Annotated in this window: 15 protein-coding genes and 3 pseudogenes; 6 read left to right on the forward strand and 12 right to left on the reverse strand. The window is 60.0% G+C overall.

The annotated features are described in order from the left end of the window. Positions 1 to 164, reverse strand: a pseudogene (locus tag O7A60_RS27140) (S-(hydroxymethyl)glutathione dehydrogenase); the annotation flags it as partial. Positions 165 to 454: 290 nt separating this feature from the next. On the opposite strand from O7A60_RS27140, the pseudogene O7A60_RS27145 reads away from it, so the two are divergent. Beyond that, positions 455 to 672: pseudogene (locus O7A60_RS27145) on the forward strand (IS630 family transposase); the annotation flags it as partial. A gap of 113 nt (positions 673 to 785) precedes the next feature. Here the strand turns inward: O7A60_RS27145 and O7A60_RS27150 are convergent. The 3 genes and pseudogenes from O7A60_RS27150 to O7A60_RS27160 form a co-directional block, all read right to left on the reverse strand. Continuing rightward, complete coding sequence (locus tag O7A60_RS27150; RefSeq protein WP_337108811.1) at positions 786 to 1,808, reverse strand: Dyp-type peroxidase; 1,023 nt, start codon at positions 1,806 to 1,808, stop codon at positions 786 to 788. Positions 1,809 to 1,939: 131 nt separating this feature from the next. Continuing rightward, positions 1,940 to 2,997: pseudogene (locus O7A60_RS27155) on the reverse strand (alpha/beta fold hydrolase). Between the two features lie 321 nt (positions 2,998 to 3,318). Then, positions 3,319 to 3,903, reverse strand: coding sequence for a glutathione binding-like protein (locus tag O7A60_RS27160; RefSeq protein ID WP_224570925.1), 585 nt, complete (start codon positions 3,901 to 3,903; stop codon positions 3,319 to 3,321). A 445-nt stretch (positions 3,904 to 4,348) separates the two neighbouring features. Here O7A60_RS27160 and petA point away from each other — a divergent pair, with 445 nt between their 5' ends. The 5 genes from petA (at position 4,349) to O7A60_RS27185 (ending at position 8,665) form a co-directional block, all read left to right on the forward strand. Beyond that, positions 4,349 to 4,825: a ubiquinol-cytochrome c reductase iron-sulfur subunit gene (petA, locus tag O7A60_RS27165; RefSeq protein ID WP_337108812.1), complete on the forward strand. Its 477-nt coding sequence runs from the start codon at positions 4,349 to 4,351 to the stop codon at positions 4,823 to 4,825. An 11-nt stretch (positions 4,826 to 4,836) separates the two neighbouring features. After that, the gene (locus O7A60_RS27170) at positions 4,837 to 6,141 is read left to right on the forward strand and encodes a cytochrome b (RefSeq protein ID WP_337108813.1); all 1,305 of its coding nucleotides are present in this window, start codon (positions 4,837 to 4,839) and stop codon (positions 6,139 to 6,141) included. A gap of 120 nt (positions 6,142 to 6,261) precedes the next feature. Next, positions 6,262 to 7,830, forward strand: coding sequence for a mechanosensitive ion channel family protein (locus O7A60_RS27175; protein WP_415926863.1), 1,569 nt, complete (start codon positions 6,262 to 6,264; stop codon positions 7,828 to 7,830). Further along, positions 7,827 to 8,516: a pirin family protein gene (locus tag O7A60_RS27180; RefSeq protein ID WP_337108815.1), complete on the forward strand. Its 690-nt coding sequence runs from the start codon at positions 7,827 to 7,829 to the stop codon at positions 8,514 to 8,516. The genes O7A60_RS27175 and O7A60_RS27180 overlap by 4 nt, the downstream gene beginning before the upstream one ends. Further along, positions 8,510 to 8,665 (forward strand): pirin-like C-terminal cupin domain-containing protein, encoded by a 156-nt coding sequence (locus O7A60_RS27185; protein ID WP_337108816.1) that lies wholly within the window; start codon positions 8,510 to 8,512, stop codon positions 8,663 to 8,665. The genes O7A60_RS27180 and O7A60_RS27185 overlap by 7 nt, the downstream gene beginning before the upstream one ends. Before the next feature lie 111 nt (positions 8,666 to 8,776). Here the strand turns inward: O7A60_RS27185 and O7A60_RS27190 are convergent, their stop codons facing one another. From O7A60_RS27190 to O7A60_RS27225, 8 genes are all read right to left on the reverse strand, one after another. Further along, on the reverse strand, positions 8,777 to 9,208 hold the full coding sequence (locus tag O7A60_RS27190) for a DUF1810 domain-containing protein (RefSeq protein WP_337108817.1): 432 nt from the start codon (positions 9,206 to 9,208) through the stop codon (positions 8,777 to 8,779). A 43-nt stretch (positions 9,209 to 9,251) separates the two neighbouring features. Continuing rightward, positions 9,252 to 9,533, reverse strand: coding sequence for a GNAT family N-acetyltransferase (locus O7A60_RS27195; protein ID WP_337108818.1), 282 nt, complete (start codon positions 9,531 to 9,533; stop codon positions 9,252 to 9,254). A 51-nt stretch (positions 9,534 to 9,584) separates the two neighbouring features. Continuing rightward, positions 9,585 to 10,319: a sensor histidine kinase gene (locus tag O7A60_RS27200; RefSeq protein WP_337108819.1), complete on the reverse strand. Its 735-nt coding sequence runs from the start codon at positions 10,317 to 10,319 to the stop codon at positions 9,585 to 9,587. 209 nt (positions 10,320 to 10,528) lie between these two features. Beyond that, positions 10,529 to 10,966: a CBS domain-containing protein gene (locus O7A60_RS27205; protein ID WP_141906333.1), complete on the reverse strand. Its 438-nt coding sequence runs from the start codon at positions 10,964 to 10,966 to the stop codon at positions 10,529 to 10,531. Positions 10,967 to 11,024: 58 nt separating this feature from the next. Continuing rightward, on the reverse strand, positions 11,025 to 11,672 hold the full coding sequence (locus O7A60_RS27210; RefSeq protein WP_337108820.1) for an HD domain-containing protein: 648 nt from the start codon (positions 11,670 to 11,672) through the stop codon (positions 11,025 to 11,027). 69 nt (positions 11,673 to 11,741) lie between these two features. Continuing rightward, positions 11,742 to 12,143, reverse strand: coding sequence for a cupin domain-containing protein (locus tag O7A60_RS27215; RefSeq protein ID WP_337108821.1), 402 nt, complete (start codon positions 12,141 to 12,143; stop codon positions 11,742 to 11,744). A 70-nt stretch (positions 12,144 to 12,213) separates the two neighbouring features. Beyond that, positions 12,214 to 12,972, reverse strand: a complete 759-nt coding sequence (locus O7A60_RS27220; RefSeq protein ID WP_337108822.1) for an SDR family oxidoreductase — start codon at positions 12,970 to 12,972, stop codon at positions 12,214 to 12,216. Positions 12,973 to 13,035: 63 nt separating this feature from the next. Then, complete coding sequence (locus O7A60_RS27225; RefSeq protein WP_337108847.1) at positions 13,036 to 13,806, reverse strand: alpha/beta fold hydrolase; 771 nt, start codon at positions 13,804 to 13,806, stop codon at positions 13,036 to 13,038. Positions 13,807 to 14,133 lie beyond the last annotated feature (327 nt).

The following is a 14,133-nucleotide window of genomic DNA, read 5'->3' on the forward strand; positions in this document are numbered from 1 at the left end:
CAGCCGATGTAGCAGATCTTGTCGAAAGGGGCGTCCGGATTGACCTTGGCGACCGCGATCTCGGGCAGCACGGTGAAGTTGGAGAAGGTCGAGCAGCCCATGTAATGAAAGATCTTGTCCTTGCCGATCGAGAAGCGCGACGAGCCGTCCGGCATCATCGCGCGGAAGCGCAACAATGCGGCATGTCCGTACCAATCGCGGCGCTTCCCGGAGACGGTCGCGCCACCGCTGACATCAGCCGGAATCTGAAATCCCCATAGCCATCGCCTGTGGCCCGCGGGTTCCTTCCTCGGGGACTTTCGTACGCCTGCCAGCGCCCGAAACTCTTCACGGAACCGGACTGTCGGGTTTGAGGCGCGGATCGTCAGAAGCGGACTTAACAGGACGTCTGTGTGCTGGCCTGAACTGATCCTAACGCGAACGGCGAAATTGAAGAGAATAGGTCAGGTCTCGCCGATCATGGCAGGGACGCTTCGATCGGGCGCGTTTAGTGTCATTCACGAAACGTGGATCGAGACCAACATGGCGCCGCTTCTCGGCAGGGGCCAAGGGGCCAACGCCTCCGCAGCTTCGCCACCGCACGGCCATTGGCCAATCCTGACCTTCCTGGGCGCGCTACGCCACGATGAATTCACTGCGCCATGCGTCGTTGACGGCCCCGTCGACGGCAAACGTCAGGCGATCAAGGCCGCCGGCGCGGAACTCTACCGAACGATACGGTTAGCCCATGTTGAGGACATGGCGCTCTCGATCGGGTTGAGATCGCGCGAGTAAGGCGTATGTTTTCATATTTGGTGGGAACGTATTTGACGGCGACTCCGAACAGGTCGACCCGACGGGCCCAGACCAGCGGCCGAAATGGCTTCCCCCGTCGCAACGTTTTCCAGGAATGTCGCCGACGGTACGAAGAACAAATTGCCGGTGACTGCACGGCTGAAGTCCAGCAACCGATCGTAGTTGCCTGGCGGGCGGCCAATGAACATGTTCTCGAGCATCTGCTCGATTCTGCGCGGCGAACGGGCGTAGCCGATGAAATAGGTGCCGAACTCGCCCTTGCCCACGTCGCCGAATGGCATGTTGTCGCGGACGATCTCCAACTGCTCTCCGTCCTCGACGATTGTGGTCAGCGCATTGTGGGCGGAGGTCGGCTTTACGGCATCGTCCAGCTCGACATCGGTGAGTTTTTTCCTGCCGACAATTCCCTCTTGCTCCTCGATTGGGAGCCCGTTCCATGCTTTCAGATCATGCAGGTACTTTTGCACGATCACATAGCTGCCTCCGGCAAATGAGGGGTCCTCCTCGCCGATGATCGCGGCCTTGACGGCGCGCTCAGCCACCGGGTTTTCCGTGCCGTCGACGAAGCCGATCAGGTCGCGGTCATCGAAATAGTTGAAGCCGTGCACCTCATCTGCTGTGGAGACTGTGCCATCGAGCCGCGACATGATCTGCGTCGCCAGTTCGAAACAAAGATCCATGCGCGATGCACGAATGTGAAAGAGGATGTCGCCCGGCGTCGAGACGGCGTGATGCCGGCCTTGCATCTCGCGAAATGGATGCAGGTCCTTCGGTCTGGAGGCTCCAAACAAACGGTCCCAGGCATCGGAACCAAACGCCATGACACACGACAGCCGGCCGTCCAGGTCGCGGGACCCGACTGCGCGCACGAGGGTGGAAAGATCGGCACACAAGGCGCGCACGGTCGCTTCGTGTTCTGGTCCAGAATTTATCGTCACGACGAGAAATATCGCGGCCCGCGTCAGTTGCGCGACGACTGGTTGCGAAACAGCGGATGGCAAGGTCGAATCCACAATAGGTCCCTTTATCTTGTTCGTAACGCCACTGGTCGACCGGCACAGGCGGCGGAAGGGCGGAGTTGCCACCACCGACGCGAGATGACCCCAGCATCATCTCCGCCTCAGTTGGTCACGATTTTGCCCGATCAGTATTCGCCGACGTCGATGACTGCCTGAGCGAAAGCCTGTGGGGCTTCTTGCGGCAAGTTGTGGCCAATTCCGCCCGTGATGATCCGATGCGCGTATCTGCCTGAAAATTTCTTGGCGTAGGAGCTGCTGTCGGGATGAGGTGCGCCATTGGCATCGCCCTCAAGGGTGATCGTGGGCACCGTGATCATGGGGCTTTCGGCCAGCCGTTTTTCCAGGCCGTCATATTCCGGCTCGCCCTGCACCAGACCGAGCCTCCAGCGGTAATTGTGGATGACGATGCTGACGTGATCCGGGTTGTCGAGACACGTTGCACTGCGATCGAATGTGGCGTCGTCAAAGTCCCATTTCGGCGAGGCGATCCGCCAAATAAGGTTTGCGAAATCGCGCCGGTATTCTTCATAGCCGGCCCGGCCGCGTTCCGTCGCAAAATAGTACTGATACCACCATTGGAGCTCGGCCTTCGGCGTCAACGGCATTCTGTTTGCCGCGAGACTGCCGATCAGATAACCACTGACCGAAACGAGAGCTTTGCAACGGTGCGGCCAGAGCGCTGCGATGATGCAGGCTGTGCGCGCGCCCCAGTCATAGCCGGCGACGATTGCTTCGTCGATCTTCAGCGCATCCATCAATTCGATGACATCGAGAGCCAGCACAGACTGCTGGCGTTGCGGACCGTCCGACTGGAAAGAAAGTGCGTCGTGCCGTGACCGCGCGAATACGGAACGATCACGCGATAGCCCGCCATCGCCAACAAGGGAGCGACATCGACAAAGCTATGGATGTCGTAGGGCCAGCCGTGAAGGAGGATAACGACGGGACCGTTGGGCGGACCAGCTTCCGCATAGCCGACGTTCAGCAGGCCGGCGTCGATTTGCCGGAGCGCGAACGAGGCAGCCGTCGAGCGTTCTGTCGTTGCACCGTTCAGCGCTGAAACGCCTTGCGCCTTAGCTGGGCGTACTGTCGTGAATTGAGTAGCAGCCAGACCCATTGCGGCAACGCCGACAAAGGCCCTGCGATAGCGATCAATTTCTCCCGGCGGTCTTGGATTTTTCATCCTCGCAACCTCTTCCCCGGCACCATCGGATGCCACCTGTTTTGGCGCAGCACCGGCATCACCTTCATTCATCGGCTTGGCGTTCCCACCTGCGTGCCTTGGCATGACGCGATTGCCGGGCAGTGTAGAAAGTTGCGCTTGAACACGCGGGAAGGGCAAGCTGAGTGGCGCCTCGCCTCCCATCCTTACAAATTCGGGGCGTAACCCGTCGCCGCGCTTGGCAGCGAACAGGTGGAGGTTCTGCAGCAACGGAAGCATGGACAAACTCCTTCGTAATGTGTTGTGGCTGAAGGGTGACACGACACGCGGCCGGTCTCGCACTTAGACAAGGCCCTCGCGCTTCATTGTGATGCGAACGGCCGGGCGGGCCGCAATTCTGGCGCGCAGCGCTTCCAAAGGAGCGGGAACAGGGACTTGGAAGCGGGCTGCCCAAAGCAGCATCACGAAAAGGTAGAAGTCCGCTACGCTGGGTTTCTCGCCGAACAGATAATCCGTCTTGAGACCGTTCGCGAAGAGATCGAGTTGCGCCGTAATCGTGGTGCGCGCCTTGGCCATTTCAGCATCGCTGCCTTGGTGCCACATGGGTTTGAAGCTTCGGTGTATTTCGGTCGATACGTAGGTCAGCGCTTCGAGAACGCGCGTACGACCCATCGGCCCTTCAACGCCGAGTGCCGGGTATTGCGCCGCTATCCAATCGAGGACGGCGACATTTTCTGTCAGCGTTTCCCCGCTATCCAGCACGAGGGCGGGAACATACCCCTTGCGCGTGACAGTGGTGAAATCATCCCCCGACCCCGTTCGTTTGGTTTTGAGATTGACCGTTTCGCGCTCGAAAGCGGCACCCGCCTCCTCCAGTGCGATGTGGTCGGCCAGGCTGCAGGCGAGCGGGCTGTAATAGAGTTTCACGGTTTTTCCCTTGTTTGAATGCGGACGCAGTTCGCAAATTCACGGGCGGGAGCCGCGTCCTTGATGTTCTAGAAACTTTCACTTGCCGGGAAGGAAGGCTACGACACCGACAGGTAGGCGTGCCTATGCCGAGGTATGATCAAGCTAAGCAATCGTTCTGCGATTGCCGCATGCAATGCCGGAATCCCGCTCAGGTGGGGAACGGCGACAGCCAAGAATTCAGAACCACCACGCCTGGCGTCCTCGACACTCCGGTAATCATTCGCTCAGGAACCATAAACGAAAGTATTGGACGCACGTGCCCTTGGCACGATGGCCCACATCCCGCCACGGCCTGCATAGTTCAACTCGAAATGAGCAAGCGCGAAAGGTGAAGGCCGCGGCCGGGTTTCCCCGACTGACGCCGACGCACTGGAGCAGCTTTCCAATCAGAGGAGTCCTCATCATGGCCGAGCTTTCCGAAATCGAGACCGGCACTGCCGCATTGCCCGCCGAGGCAATGGCCACGGTCGAAGTCGACGTCTCCTCGCTGATGCCGGGAATGTCGCTGGTCGTGCAATGGCGCGGCAAGCCCGTCGTCGTGCGCAACCGCACCGAGAAGGAAATTGAGGACGGCAAAGCTGTAAGCTTGGCCGAGCTCAAGGATCCGATCGCCCGTAACGCCAATCTGCCGGTCGATGCGCCGGCAATCGACGTAAACCGCACTGTCCCGGGCAAGGAAGCCTGGATCGTGATGGTCCAGGTCTGCACGCATAGCGGCTGCATCCCGGTTGGCCAGCAAGGCGAGTTCGAGGGCTGGCTCTGCCCGTGCCACGGCTCGCAATACGATACTGCCGGCCGCATCCGCAAAGGCCCGGCGCCCGAGAATATGGCGGTACCGGTGTTTCAGTTCATTGCCGACACCAGGATCCGTATCGGCTGAGGGGGCATTCGATGAGCGACAAACATTCGAGCTATTCGCCCAAGACCGGAATCGAGCGCTGGTTCGACGCCCGCCTGCCGCTGCCGCGGCTGGTGCACGATAGCTTCATCGTCTATCCCGTCCCGCGCAATTTGAACTACGCCTACACGTTCGGCGGCATTCTCACGGTCATGCTGGTTTCGCAGATCCTGACCGGCATCGTGCTGGCGATGCATTACGCTCCCGATACCGGACTGGCTTTCAATTCAGTCGAAAAGATCATGCGCGACGTGAATTCGGGATGGCTGCTGCGCTCTCTCCATGCGAACGGCGCCTCCTTCTTCTTCATCGCCGCCTACATCCATATCTGCCGCGGGCTCTACTACGGCTCTTACAAGGCGCCGCGTGAGCTGCTGTGGTTGCTCGGATGCACGAACCTTTTGCTGATGATGGCGATCGCCTTCATGGGCTATGTGCTGCCTTGGGGCCAGATGTCATTCTGGGGAGCCACGGTCATTACCAACTTTTTCACGGCCATCCCACTGGCCGGCGACTGGTTCCAGCGGCTCCTGCTCGGCGGTTTCGCGGTCGGCAATCCGACGCTGAACCGCTTCTTTGCGCTGCATTACCTGTTGCCGTTTGTGCTTGCAGGTGTGGTGACCTTGCATGTCTGGGCGCTTCACGTCGTCGGGCAGAACAATCCAGCTGGCATTGATGTGAAATCGAAAACCGATGTCGTGGACTTCACGCCTTATGCCACCGTCAAGGACGCATTCGGCATCATCGTGTTCCTGTTCTTCTTCGCCTATTTCGTCTTCTATCTGCCGAACTATCTCGGCCATCCTGACAACAACACGATCGCAAATCCGCTGAAGACACCCGCGCACATCGTGCCGGAATGGTACTTCCTGCCCTTTTATGCGATCCTGCGCGCCATCACCTTCAATGTCGGGCCGATCGACTCCAAACTCGGTGGCGTGCTCGCCATGTTCGGCTCGATCGCGGTGCTGTTCGCCGTGCCGTGGCTCGACAGGTCCAAGGTTCGCTCGGCCGTTTACAGGCCCCGGTACAGAGTGTTCTTTTGGCTCTTCGTCGCCAATGGCCTGTTTCTCGGCTGGCTTGGTTCGCGGCCGGCCGAAGGCACGTATGTCGTCCTGTCTCAGTTGGCGACGCTCTACTACTTCGCCTTCTTCCTGATCGCACTGCCGGTGCTGGGCTTCATCGAGAAGCCACGCCGGCTGCCGAATTCGATTACCGAAGCGGTGCTCGAGACGAACAGGGGAGCCGGCGCAAAAAGGCGGTCGCCGGGCCGGAGGCCGAAAGTTGAGCGGCGATGATCGTCTCTCCGTCTGCTTGAACATGCGCCAAGCCGGGCCCTTACGTCGAAGCGGCGGGACAACTTCGTGTCGAGCGCCAGGAATCACCCTGCCGCAAGTTCGAAAACCAAGGTTGCGATTATGGTCGATCCAGGTCTGGCATTGAGCTGGTCGAGCTCTCCTCTCATCTACATCGTGTTGATCGGCTTGGCTGGAATTGTCGTCTGGAATCTCGTTCCGGGACGCTTCGCCAATGCGAGGCTGCTCGTCCAACTGGTCTTTTTCCTTGCAATGTCGATCATGGTTCTTGAACTGCGGGTCGTCCCGTACGAGCCGACAGGAGGCGATGAGACGACCAGCGGAGCGATCCTCATCGGATCGGTCAAGCTGCTGTGGTGGATACATCTTGCCTGGGCGCTAATCGGGTTTGTCCGCATCTATGTCGTGTTCGAGCGAAAGCCGCATGAGGCACGCCTCCTGCAGGATGTCGTGGTCGGCATCGTCTACACGGGAATGCTCCTTTCAATACTGGCGTTCGTCTTTGCCGTGCCGGTCGGAACGCTCATCGCCACCTCGGGTGTCTTTGCGGTCATGCTGGGTTTGGCGCTCCAGAATACACTTGGCGACGTATTTTCGGGAATCGCGCTTAACCTCGGCCGCCCTTACGTGCTGGGAAACTGGATCATTCTGAACGACGGAACCGAGGGCCGCGTCGTCGAGACCAATTGGCGCTCGACCCAACTCCTCACCCCGGCCCACAACGTCATCGCGCTTCCGAACAGCCTTGTCGCCAAAATCGGGGTGACAAATCTTAGCGGCCCAGACGAGAGCCATGGACTTGCCGTGACGATCAAGATGTCGCTGACGAAGACGCCGGCCGTCATCGTAGACACGATGCGCATGGTCCTGCTGAGCTGCAACTCGATCCTCCAGGACCCGTCGCCCGCGGTTGCCATCACAAGCCTGGATGCGGCTGCAATCGAGATCGAGCTGTCATTTCGCGTCGCCAGGCTTGATCAGCGGATTACAGCTCGGAACGAGATCTTCGATCTCGTCTATCGCCATTCAAGGTCAGTCGGCGTGCTGCTGGCAGCGCCACTTTCGGCTTCGGTGGTCATGACCTCCTCACCAGGTGACGGGACGGCGACCTCCCGAGGCTTCGCCGCGATCGACCTGATCAAGGCCATACCGATCTTCTCGGCCCTAACGGATGCCGAGCAGGAGTCGCTTGCCGCGGCGATCTCGGTTCGCAGCTACCGCAAGGGCGACGTCATTGCAGAACAGGGAGAGATGCTGCCGTCCCTCATGATTGTTCGGAAGGGCGTGATCGTCCGGCAACATGGCCAAGGCGCTGCTGACACGCAGGAGGTTGGCCGGCTTGCACCTGGCGACTTCTTCGGCGAGACCGGCCTGCTCGCTGGTATTGGCGAGACGTCAACATTGCGGGCAATGACCCCCGTTCTGGTCTACGAGATAGACCAGCAGACCTTCGCGCCGCTCCTGCTCGGCAGGCCCGAGATGGCCGAAGATCTTGCTGCAATCCTGTCGATGGGAACGTCGGGCTACGGCGAAACCCGTCTCCCCGGCCAGCAGCACGAGAGCTCCAAATTCGCGCTCCTGAATGCCATTCAGGCTGTCTTCCAAACCACCCCGTTCAAGCACGTTCGAGCACCTGGCCGAGAGGTCAAGCAGAAGGATGAACATCCATGACCATTGTCCAAAGCGACATCGTCGGCATCGATTCACTCAGGCAGCCTGCTATGGGTGATTTTGCCGACGGTTTGAAGGTGCGGCGCGTATTGCCCTCCTCGAACCGCCTGATGATCGGCTCCTTCATCCTGTTCGACCATTTCGGCCCCGCGGTATTCGACGCGGGTCGTGGTTTCGACATGGGCCCGCAGCCGCATATCGGGATCGCGGCCATGACCTATCTGTTCGACGGGGAGATCATCCATCGCGACAATCTCGGTGAAGTGCAGGCCATCCGCCCCGGCGAGGTCAACTGGATGACGGCCGGGTCCGGCATCGTCCATTCCGAACGCACGTCGCCAGAAGCCCGAACGCGGGGAAGCAATCTCTTCGGCGTTCAGGCTTGGGTGGCGCTCCCCTCCCGGCACGAAGAAGTTGCTCCCCACTTTGCACATTATGGCGCTCCCGAAATCCCACGGATCTGTGCCGACCGGGTCGAGTTCACTTTGATCGCAGGGGTGTTCGACGGGTTGGTCTCTCCGGCAAGGACGTACTCCGACCTGGTCTGCGCCGAAATCGTGCTCACGGGCGGTGCGCGATATCAGGTGAAACCCGGATATCGCGAGCGTGCGATCTATGTTGTCGCCGGGAAATCGAAGTCATGGGCCAACTTGGCACGTTCGGTGAAGGCGAATTCATCATGCTAGCGCCCGGCGCCGAGATCGTGCTCCGGGCGCCTGCCTTCCATGCCGCGCGGCTGATGCTGATCGGCGGCGAGCCTCTTTCCGAACCACGTTATATCCATTGGAACTTCGTCTCCTCCTCAGTTGACCGGATTGAGCAGGCAAAGGCGTGAAGGCCGCTTCCCGGGAGTCCCAGGGGAGCAGGGATTGATGCCTCTGCCACAGGGAGGAAATAGAGCGGTGTCGGTTTCGGCGGCGGCCACATCCGCCGGTCGCCGGCGGCGTTATGACATCGAGTAGAGTTTGCGCATCGTACCCTCGTCGATTTCACCGTCGAACCAGACATCGAAGATGGTCTCGAGCAGGAACTCGTCGTTACTTGCTTCGGAAAACAGCGTTAGGGACGCGTGCAATTTCTTTGTATCTTCATCACCGAAGACCGCGCGAGCACTTACATTGGAAAGTCGTTGCAGCGTGCCGACACATTCCCGATAACGACCGCCCAGTATCGGCGATTGGAGGTAAGCGCCTGCCTCGTCGCGTGATGTGATCGCGTACGGATCGGCTTCCGTGTCGCTTCGCCCTGTAGCCAACCTCGGGAAGATCAACTCCATGTATGGAGTACACATCATGCCTCGACGCAGCATAGCCAGCGCGTCGCCGTACACGGAATCCTGAGCGTTGGCGAACCTCTGCAAATTATATTGGTCGTCCATCTCGACTCAGACCTTTTTTGCAAACAGCTGTATTCGTGCCTGATCACCCTGCAACGACATCGGTGTATTCCGGATGCTTGGCCACGAAGCCGCTCATGAAGGGACACTTCAAGACCGCTTTGCGGCCTGTTTTGCGGAGCAATTCGAAGGTGCCTTGCGCCAACCGCGACGCGATCCCCTGTCCGGAAAATTCCGAAGGCACTTCGGTATGTATAAGCGCTACCTTGCCGTCTTGGAGCGTGTAGTAGGCAACGGCAAAGGCTTGGCTGGTGATCGGGAGCTCGAACCGATGCTGCTGAATGTTTTCTGTGACCTTTGCATGCATCTCTATCTCTTGATGTGCGTTGCTTGAGGCTGGATGTAGCTTGCCCGGTCGCTATCGCATCGCGGGCAAACGCAGCGTGACAGTTGTGCCTGCCCCGGGCGCGCTCTGAATATCGATGCTTCCGCCTGACTCTTCGGCAAAGCGTTTCACCATCGGCAGGCCGACGCCGCCGAGGCCCTGCGCTTTTGTGGTGAAGAAGGGATCGAATGCGAAGGCAATCGGCTCGGCGGTCATTCCCACACCGTGGTCGGCGGTGGTGATATGCACCTGAGTGGCTGACGAGCCATCAAAGACCACTGCGGTATCAATCGAGATCAGGCCCCCGTTGGGGGATGCATCGCGCGCGTTGAATACCAGGTTCAGAATCGCGTTCTGCAAACCCAGGCGATTGCACCTCACTGACGGCAAGTCCGGCGTCACTCGAACCTCGAGTCGAATCTTGGGATCCCACGCGCTTCGAATGAGGGTCTCGATTTCAGCCAGATAGGCGCCGACATTTGCATATTCGCTTTCTCTGCGGCTCTCTCGGGCGGAACTGATAGTCTGGCGGACAAGCGCGCCGGCTCGTTCCAGGGCAGTTCTGGCGCCCGAAATTACATGCCCAAGCGCTGGAGCCGCCGAGACGCTCGGGTCACGGGCCAGGTGATTCAATGCCGACGAGGCGACCTGGATGAGATTGCCAAGGTCATGAACGATGCCGGCGGTCGCTAGCTGAATGGGCAGGCCATCTCGGGGAATCTCGGGCGGGCTGTCGAAGACATCCACTTTCACTTCCGGACGAGACATTATAGCCCTCATGTTTGCTCAGGCAGAATTCAGTTGCTTGAAGACGGTACAATAGAGGACGGGAGTGGTCGATTAGATCGAGTAAGAAGCCGAACCATACTGCAGTATATGTCCCGTGATCTGCGGACCATCGCCAGTGCGGGACCAAACATCTCGCGAGACAGATCTCCCGCTCTTTCGTGCTCATCGCACCGTCGCGAGATTCTCCTCTATTGGTAGCCAACGCCCCCGATATAGTTGGCGAGCAGCCGCTCCTGGAGCTCTTCCTGTTGGAAGAGCGCCTTCATCGCGTCGCGGATATCGAGGACGCCTATCGGCTTAGCGCCGGCGCCGAGCACCGGTAGGTTCTGGAGCCGCTGTGTTGTCATGGTCTGCCAGACCGAATGCAGGTCGTCATCGGGCCCACAGGATACGAAAGACCGGCTCATCAGTGTCGATACCGGCGCTTCCGCCGGCCCCGAATTCGCCAGATGACGGACAAGGTCGGACTTGCTCAGCACGCCTGCCGCCTCGCCACTGCCATGGCATACGACAACCAGGCCTATGGCCGGCTTGGACAGCCATAGCGCAGCTGCCCGCAGCGACGTGTCGAGGTCGACCGCCGCAAGGCGCGCCGATGTTTCTGGATGTAGGCTGTCAATGCGCATGATGCCCTCTTGAGGCGTCTCGCGGCCGCAGCCGGAGAGATCAGGTTCGAGGTTTCGCTTACTCTTCGAAGGGAGTGTTCATCACAAAATCGACGGAAGACGGCGCCTTGTAGCCAGCCACAAAGCGCTCACCGAAATCCCGGGCAAAGTTATCGTAGGTCGTTTCCGGGTTCACCTTGGCGATGTGACAAAAGCAACGCGTCATCCGTCGCTTCATCTGAAGACGCGGAAATTCGCCGACGATCCTGGCTATCTCGGCGGCAGAGATGAGACTGTATTGCAGGCCCACGACATCAAGGCAGATGCCGGCTGTGCACAGCGCCACCTCGGCCTCCTTGTAGAGGCCGATCGACGGCGTCGAGTTGAGTGCGACGCTGTCCCATATCAACTGAGCACGACGCTCGTCGAAGCCGCCTTGCCGGACGAAGGCGCGAGCCAGATCGGCGCCTTCCACCTCGAAACGGCGCGGCCCAGCGAAGGTCTCGTTGAGCGTGACGTCGTGCAACAGGGTTCCGACGGCAACGACTTCGCCGTCGTGCTCAATGTTCTGGACCTGTGCGATTCGGACGGCGAAGAGCCATGATCGGACCACGTGGTTGAACAAATAGGGCTCACACAGCTGGCGGGCATGTTCGATCGCCCGCCCAACAAGCGGCGTATCGGGGACCGAAACCCCTGCAAGCGTGCGCCTGGCGATCGCATCCATTTGAGTGCCTTTCCTTCGCCGATTGTGTGCTCGGTTTGACGCCCTTGCCTTGGCAAGGGCGTCGCCAGTTCATTTCGCGTAAGTCGTCAGGTTGGTCTCGTTGGTATCGACGACGAAGACCGCAAGCAGGCGAGCGCGTTCCGTCTTGCTGGCGTTTTCACTGACGGCGTGATGGTCGCCCGGAAATTCCGAGAAGCTTTCGCCTGCACGGTACGTCTTCACGGGTCCACCGTTGACCTGGCTTCGGATCGTCCCCTCCAGCACCGTGGCATAGATGAACGCGGAACTGGGGTGGGTATGCGCCGGCGATGTCCCGCCCGGCCCGTACTCGACGAGCACGGCTTTCAAGCTCTTGCCGGGCACATTTGGAAGCGCGTGGTCGTAGACAAGCTTCACGCTGTCCGCGTCTTTGGCCATTGCTGCGGTGACGGATGCGGCGGCGAGCGCTGCACAGAGGAGTTTGCTGATCATGTCTGATATCCTTGGTGGAATGAGGGCTAGAGAATGCTGGTCTGAGGGTCGCGAACCGGCGTTCAGTTGCTTATGCCGGTGGCGTGTACCGGCTGAGCCAGTCGTCGAAGTGGATGGCGCCGATGCGCGCGTTCTCGCCGGGGACAAGCGTTTGATCGTCGATTGCCACTTGACCGTAGTAGAGAGCGCCAGGATCCGAGACGACTTTGCGCGGATCGTTGGTGGCCTTCAGGAAGTGTCCGATCAGATCGCTCATACGAACGCGCTCCGGGCCGGCAATTTCGATCGTGCCGTTCACTGGCGCTGCAAGCGCGACGTCCGCCATTGCATCGGCAACGTCGTCGGCCGCCATAGGTTGGAAGTACGCCGGTGACATATGGACGGTATCCCCCACAGCGCCGGTGTTTGCGATGGCGGCGGTGAATTCGAAGAACTGTGTGGCGTGCACGATCGTGTAGGGGATTGCGGACTCCTTGATCAGCTTTTCCTGAAGCAATTTGCCGCGGAAATAGCCCATGTCTTGCAGCCGGTCGGTGCCGACGACGGACAGCGCGACGTGATGGCGGACGCCGGCGGCGGCTTCGGCTGCAAGAAGATTGCGTCCAGAGGCTGCGAAGAACTCCAGTGCAATCTTTTCCTCGAACGACGGCGAGTTCGCGAGGTCGACGACGACCTGCGCCCCGGCAAGCGCAACGGCCAGCCCTTCTCCGGTGACGGTGTTCACTCCTGAATTCGGTGACGCCGCAAGCACGTCGTGTCCCTTCTTACGCAGTCTTTCCACAGTCTTTGAACCGATCAGCCCGGTTCCGCCGATGACGACGATCTTCATTTCCAATCTCCTGTTGGGGGTGTTGATTTGTGGGTGTTGGTCGGATGACGACTTTCCGGCCAGCTATTCGCTGGCCGATGCGGCGTCCTCGATAAGTGAGGTGACCTCGTCGGGGTGAGAGACCATGAGCGCGTGGGAAGCCCCCTCGATGACGACCGTCTTCACGGCGTGCGCGCGCTTGGCCATGAAGCTCATGACGGCTGCCGGGATATTTCGGTCATCGGTGCCGTAGATCATGTAGGACGGCAGCGTTTTCCATGAAGCGACGCCCGAGGCCTCGGCCAGAGCTGCCTGCGCGATGGGGCGTTGGGTGGCCGCCATCAGCGACGACTGCTCTTCGGGAACGTCGGCCGCGAACTGGGCTCGGAATTTGTCCGGCTGGATGAAGAGATCCTGGCCGCCGTTCGGCGACGCGACTGGAGCAAGCGCGCTTGCCAAAGTGCTGCCGGGAAACATGCTGGACAACGTGGCGCTCGATTCGCCGGTATCCGGCGCGAATCCGGCCACGTATACCAAGGCCTTCACATTGGGATTGCCATTGGCGGCTTCGGTGATCACGGGTCCGCCGTAGGAATGCCCCACCAGCACGATCGGTCCGGGGACCGACCGGATGATGGCCGAGACCGCCGCGGCATCGCTGGCGACGCTGCGGAGGGGATTGGCTGCCGCCTTCGCTACATAGCCGTCCCTGCCGAGTTTGGTTATGACCGCGTCCCAACTCGACGATTCGGCGAAGGCCCCGTGCACAAGCACGATCGTCGGCTTGGGCTTCGCTCCGGCTGCGTGCGCCGTCGCGCCACCCGCGACGGCAAGCGCGGCGGCCAGCGCCAGGATTCCAGTGACATTTCGCATTTGCGTTCTCCTTTGTCGGCCTTGCATTTGACCAATGTGGAGAAGGATGCGCCGATCCGGGGCGACGACCTATTGTGCGGAATGGTCAGTCATACGATGCCAAGGTGCAGGATGGCTCATCGCTACGATCAGGTGACCTGGGTATGCGGGGCGCCGATCGACGGCAACGGGGGAGTTCGTGACCAATAGAAGTTCACTGAGCTGCCTCCAAACACCACTGCCGCCCCGGCGTAACGGCGAGACTCCCACCGCGAACGACATTGCTCCTGACCTTCGGCCTTCACAGCCCAATGCTTTCGTATGGATCAA

It is taken from the genome of Mesorhizobium salmacidum (SeqCode) (genome assembly GCF_037179605.1).
Lineage (GTDB): Bacteria > Pseudomonadota > Alphaproteobacteria > Rhizobiales > Rhizobiaceae > Mesorhizobium > Mesorhizobium salmacidum.

Bases quoted from the DNA above. Each gene is read 5' to 3' on its own strand.
- petA (WP_337108812.1), top strand. From the start codon at position 4,349: ATGGCCGAGCTTTCCGAAATCGAGACCGGCACTGCCGCATTGCCCGCC.
- O7A60_RS27170 (WP_337108813.1), top strand. From the start codon at position 4,837: ATGAGCGACAAACATTCGAGCTATTCGCCCAAGACCGGAATCGAGCGC.
- O7A60_RS27175 (WP_415926863.1), top strand. From the start codon at position 6,262: ATGGTCGATCCAGGTCTGGCATTGAGCTGGTCGAGCTCTCCTCTCATC.
- O7A60_RS27180 (WP_337108815.1), top strand. From the start codon at position 7,827: ATGACCATTGTCCAAAGCGACATCGTCGGCATCGATTCACTCAGGCAG.
- O7A60_RS27185 (WP_337108816.1), top strand. From the start codon at position 8,510: ATGCTAGCGCCCGGCGCCGAGATCGTGCTCCGGGCGCCTGCCTTCCAT.
- O7A60_RS27190 (WP_337108817.1), bottom strand. From the start codon at position 9,208: ATGGACGACCAATATAATTTGCAGAGGTTCGCCAACGCTCAGGATTCC.
- O7A60_RS27195 (WP_337108818.1), bottom strand. From the start codon at position 9,533: ATGCATGCAAAGGTCACAGAAAACATTCAGCAGCATCGGTTCGAGCTC.
- O7A60_RS27200 (WP_337108819.1), bottom strand. From the start codon at position 10,319: ATGTCTCGTCCGGAAGTGAAAGTGGATGTCTTCGACAGCCCGCCCGAG.
- O7A60_RS27205 (WP_141906333.1), bottom strand. From the start codon at position 10,966: ATGCGCATTGACAGCCTACATCCAGAAACATCGGCGCGCCTTGCGGCG.
- O7A60_RS27210 (WP_337108820.1), bottom strand. From the start codon at position 11,672: ATGGATGCGATCGCCAGGCGCACGCTTGCAGGGGTTTCGGTCCCCGAT.
- O7A60_RS27215 (WP_337108821.1), bottom strand. From the start codon at position 12,143: ATGATCAGCAAACTCCTCTGTGCAGCGCTCGCCGCCGCATCCGTCACC.
- O7A60_RS27220 (WP_337108822.1), bottom strand. From the start codon at position 12,972: ATGAAGATCGTCGTCATCGGCGGAACCGGGCTGATCGGTTCAAAGACT.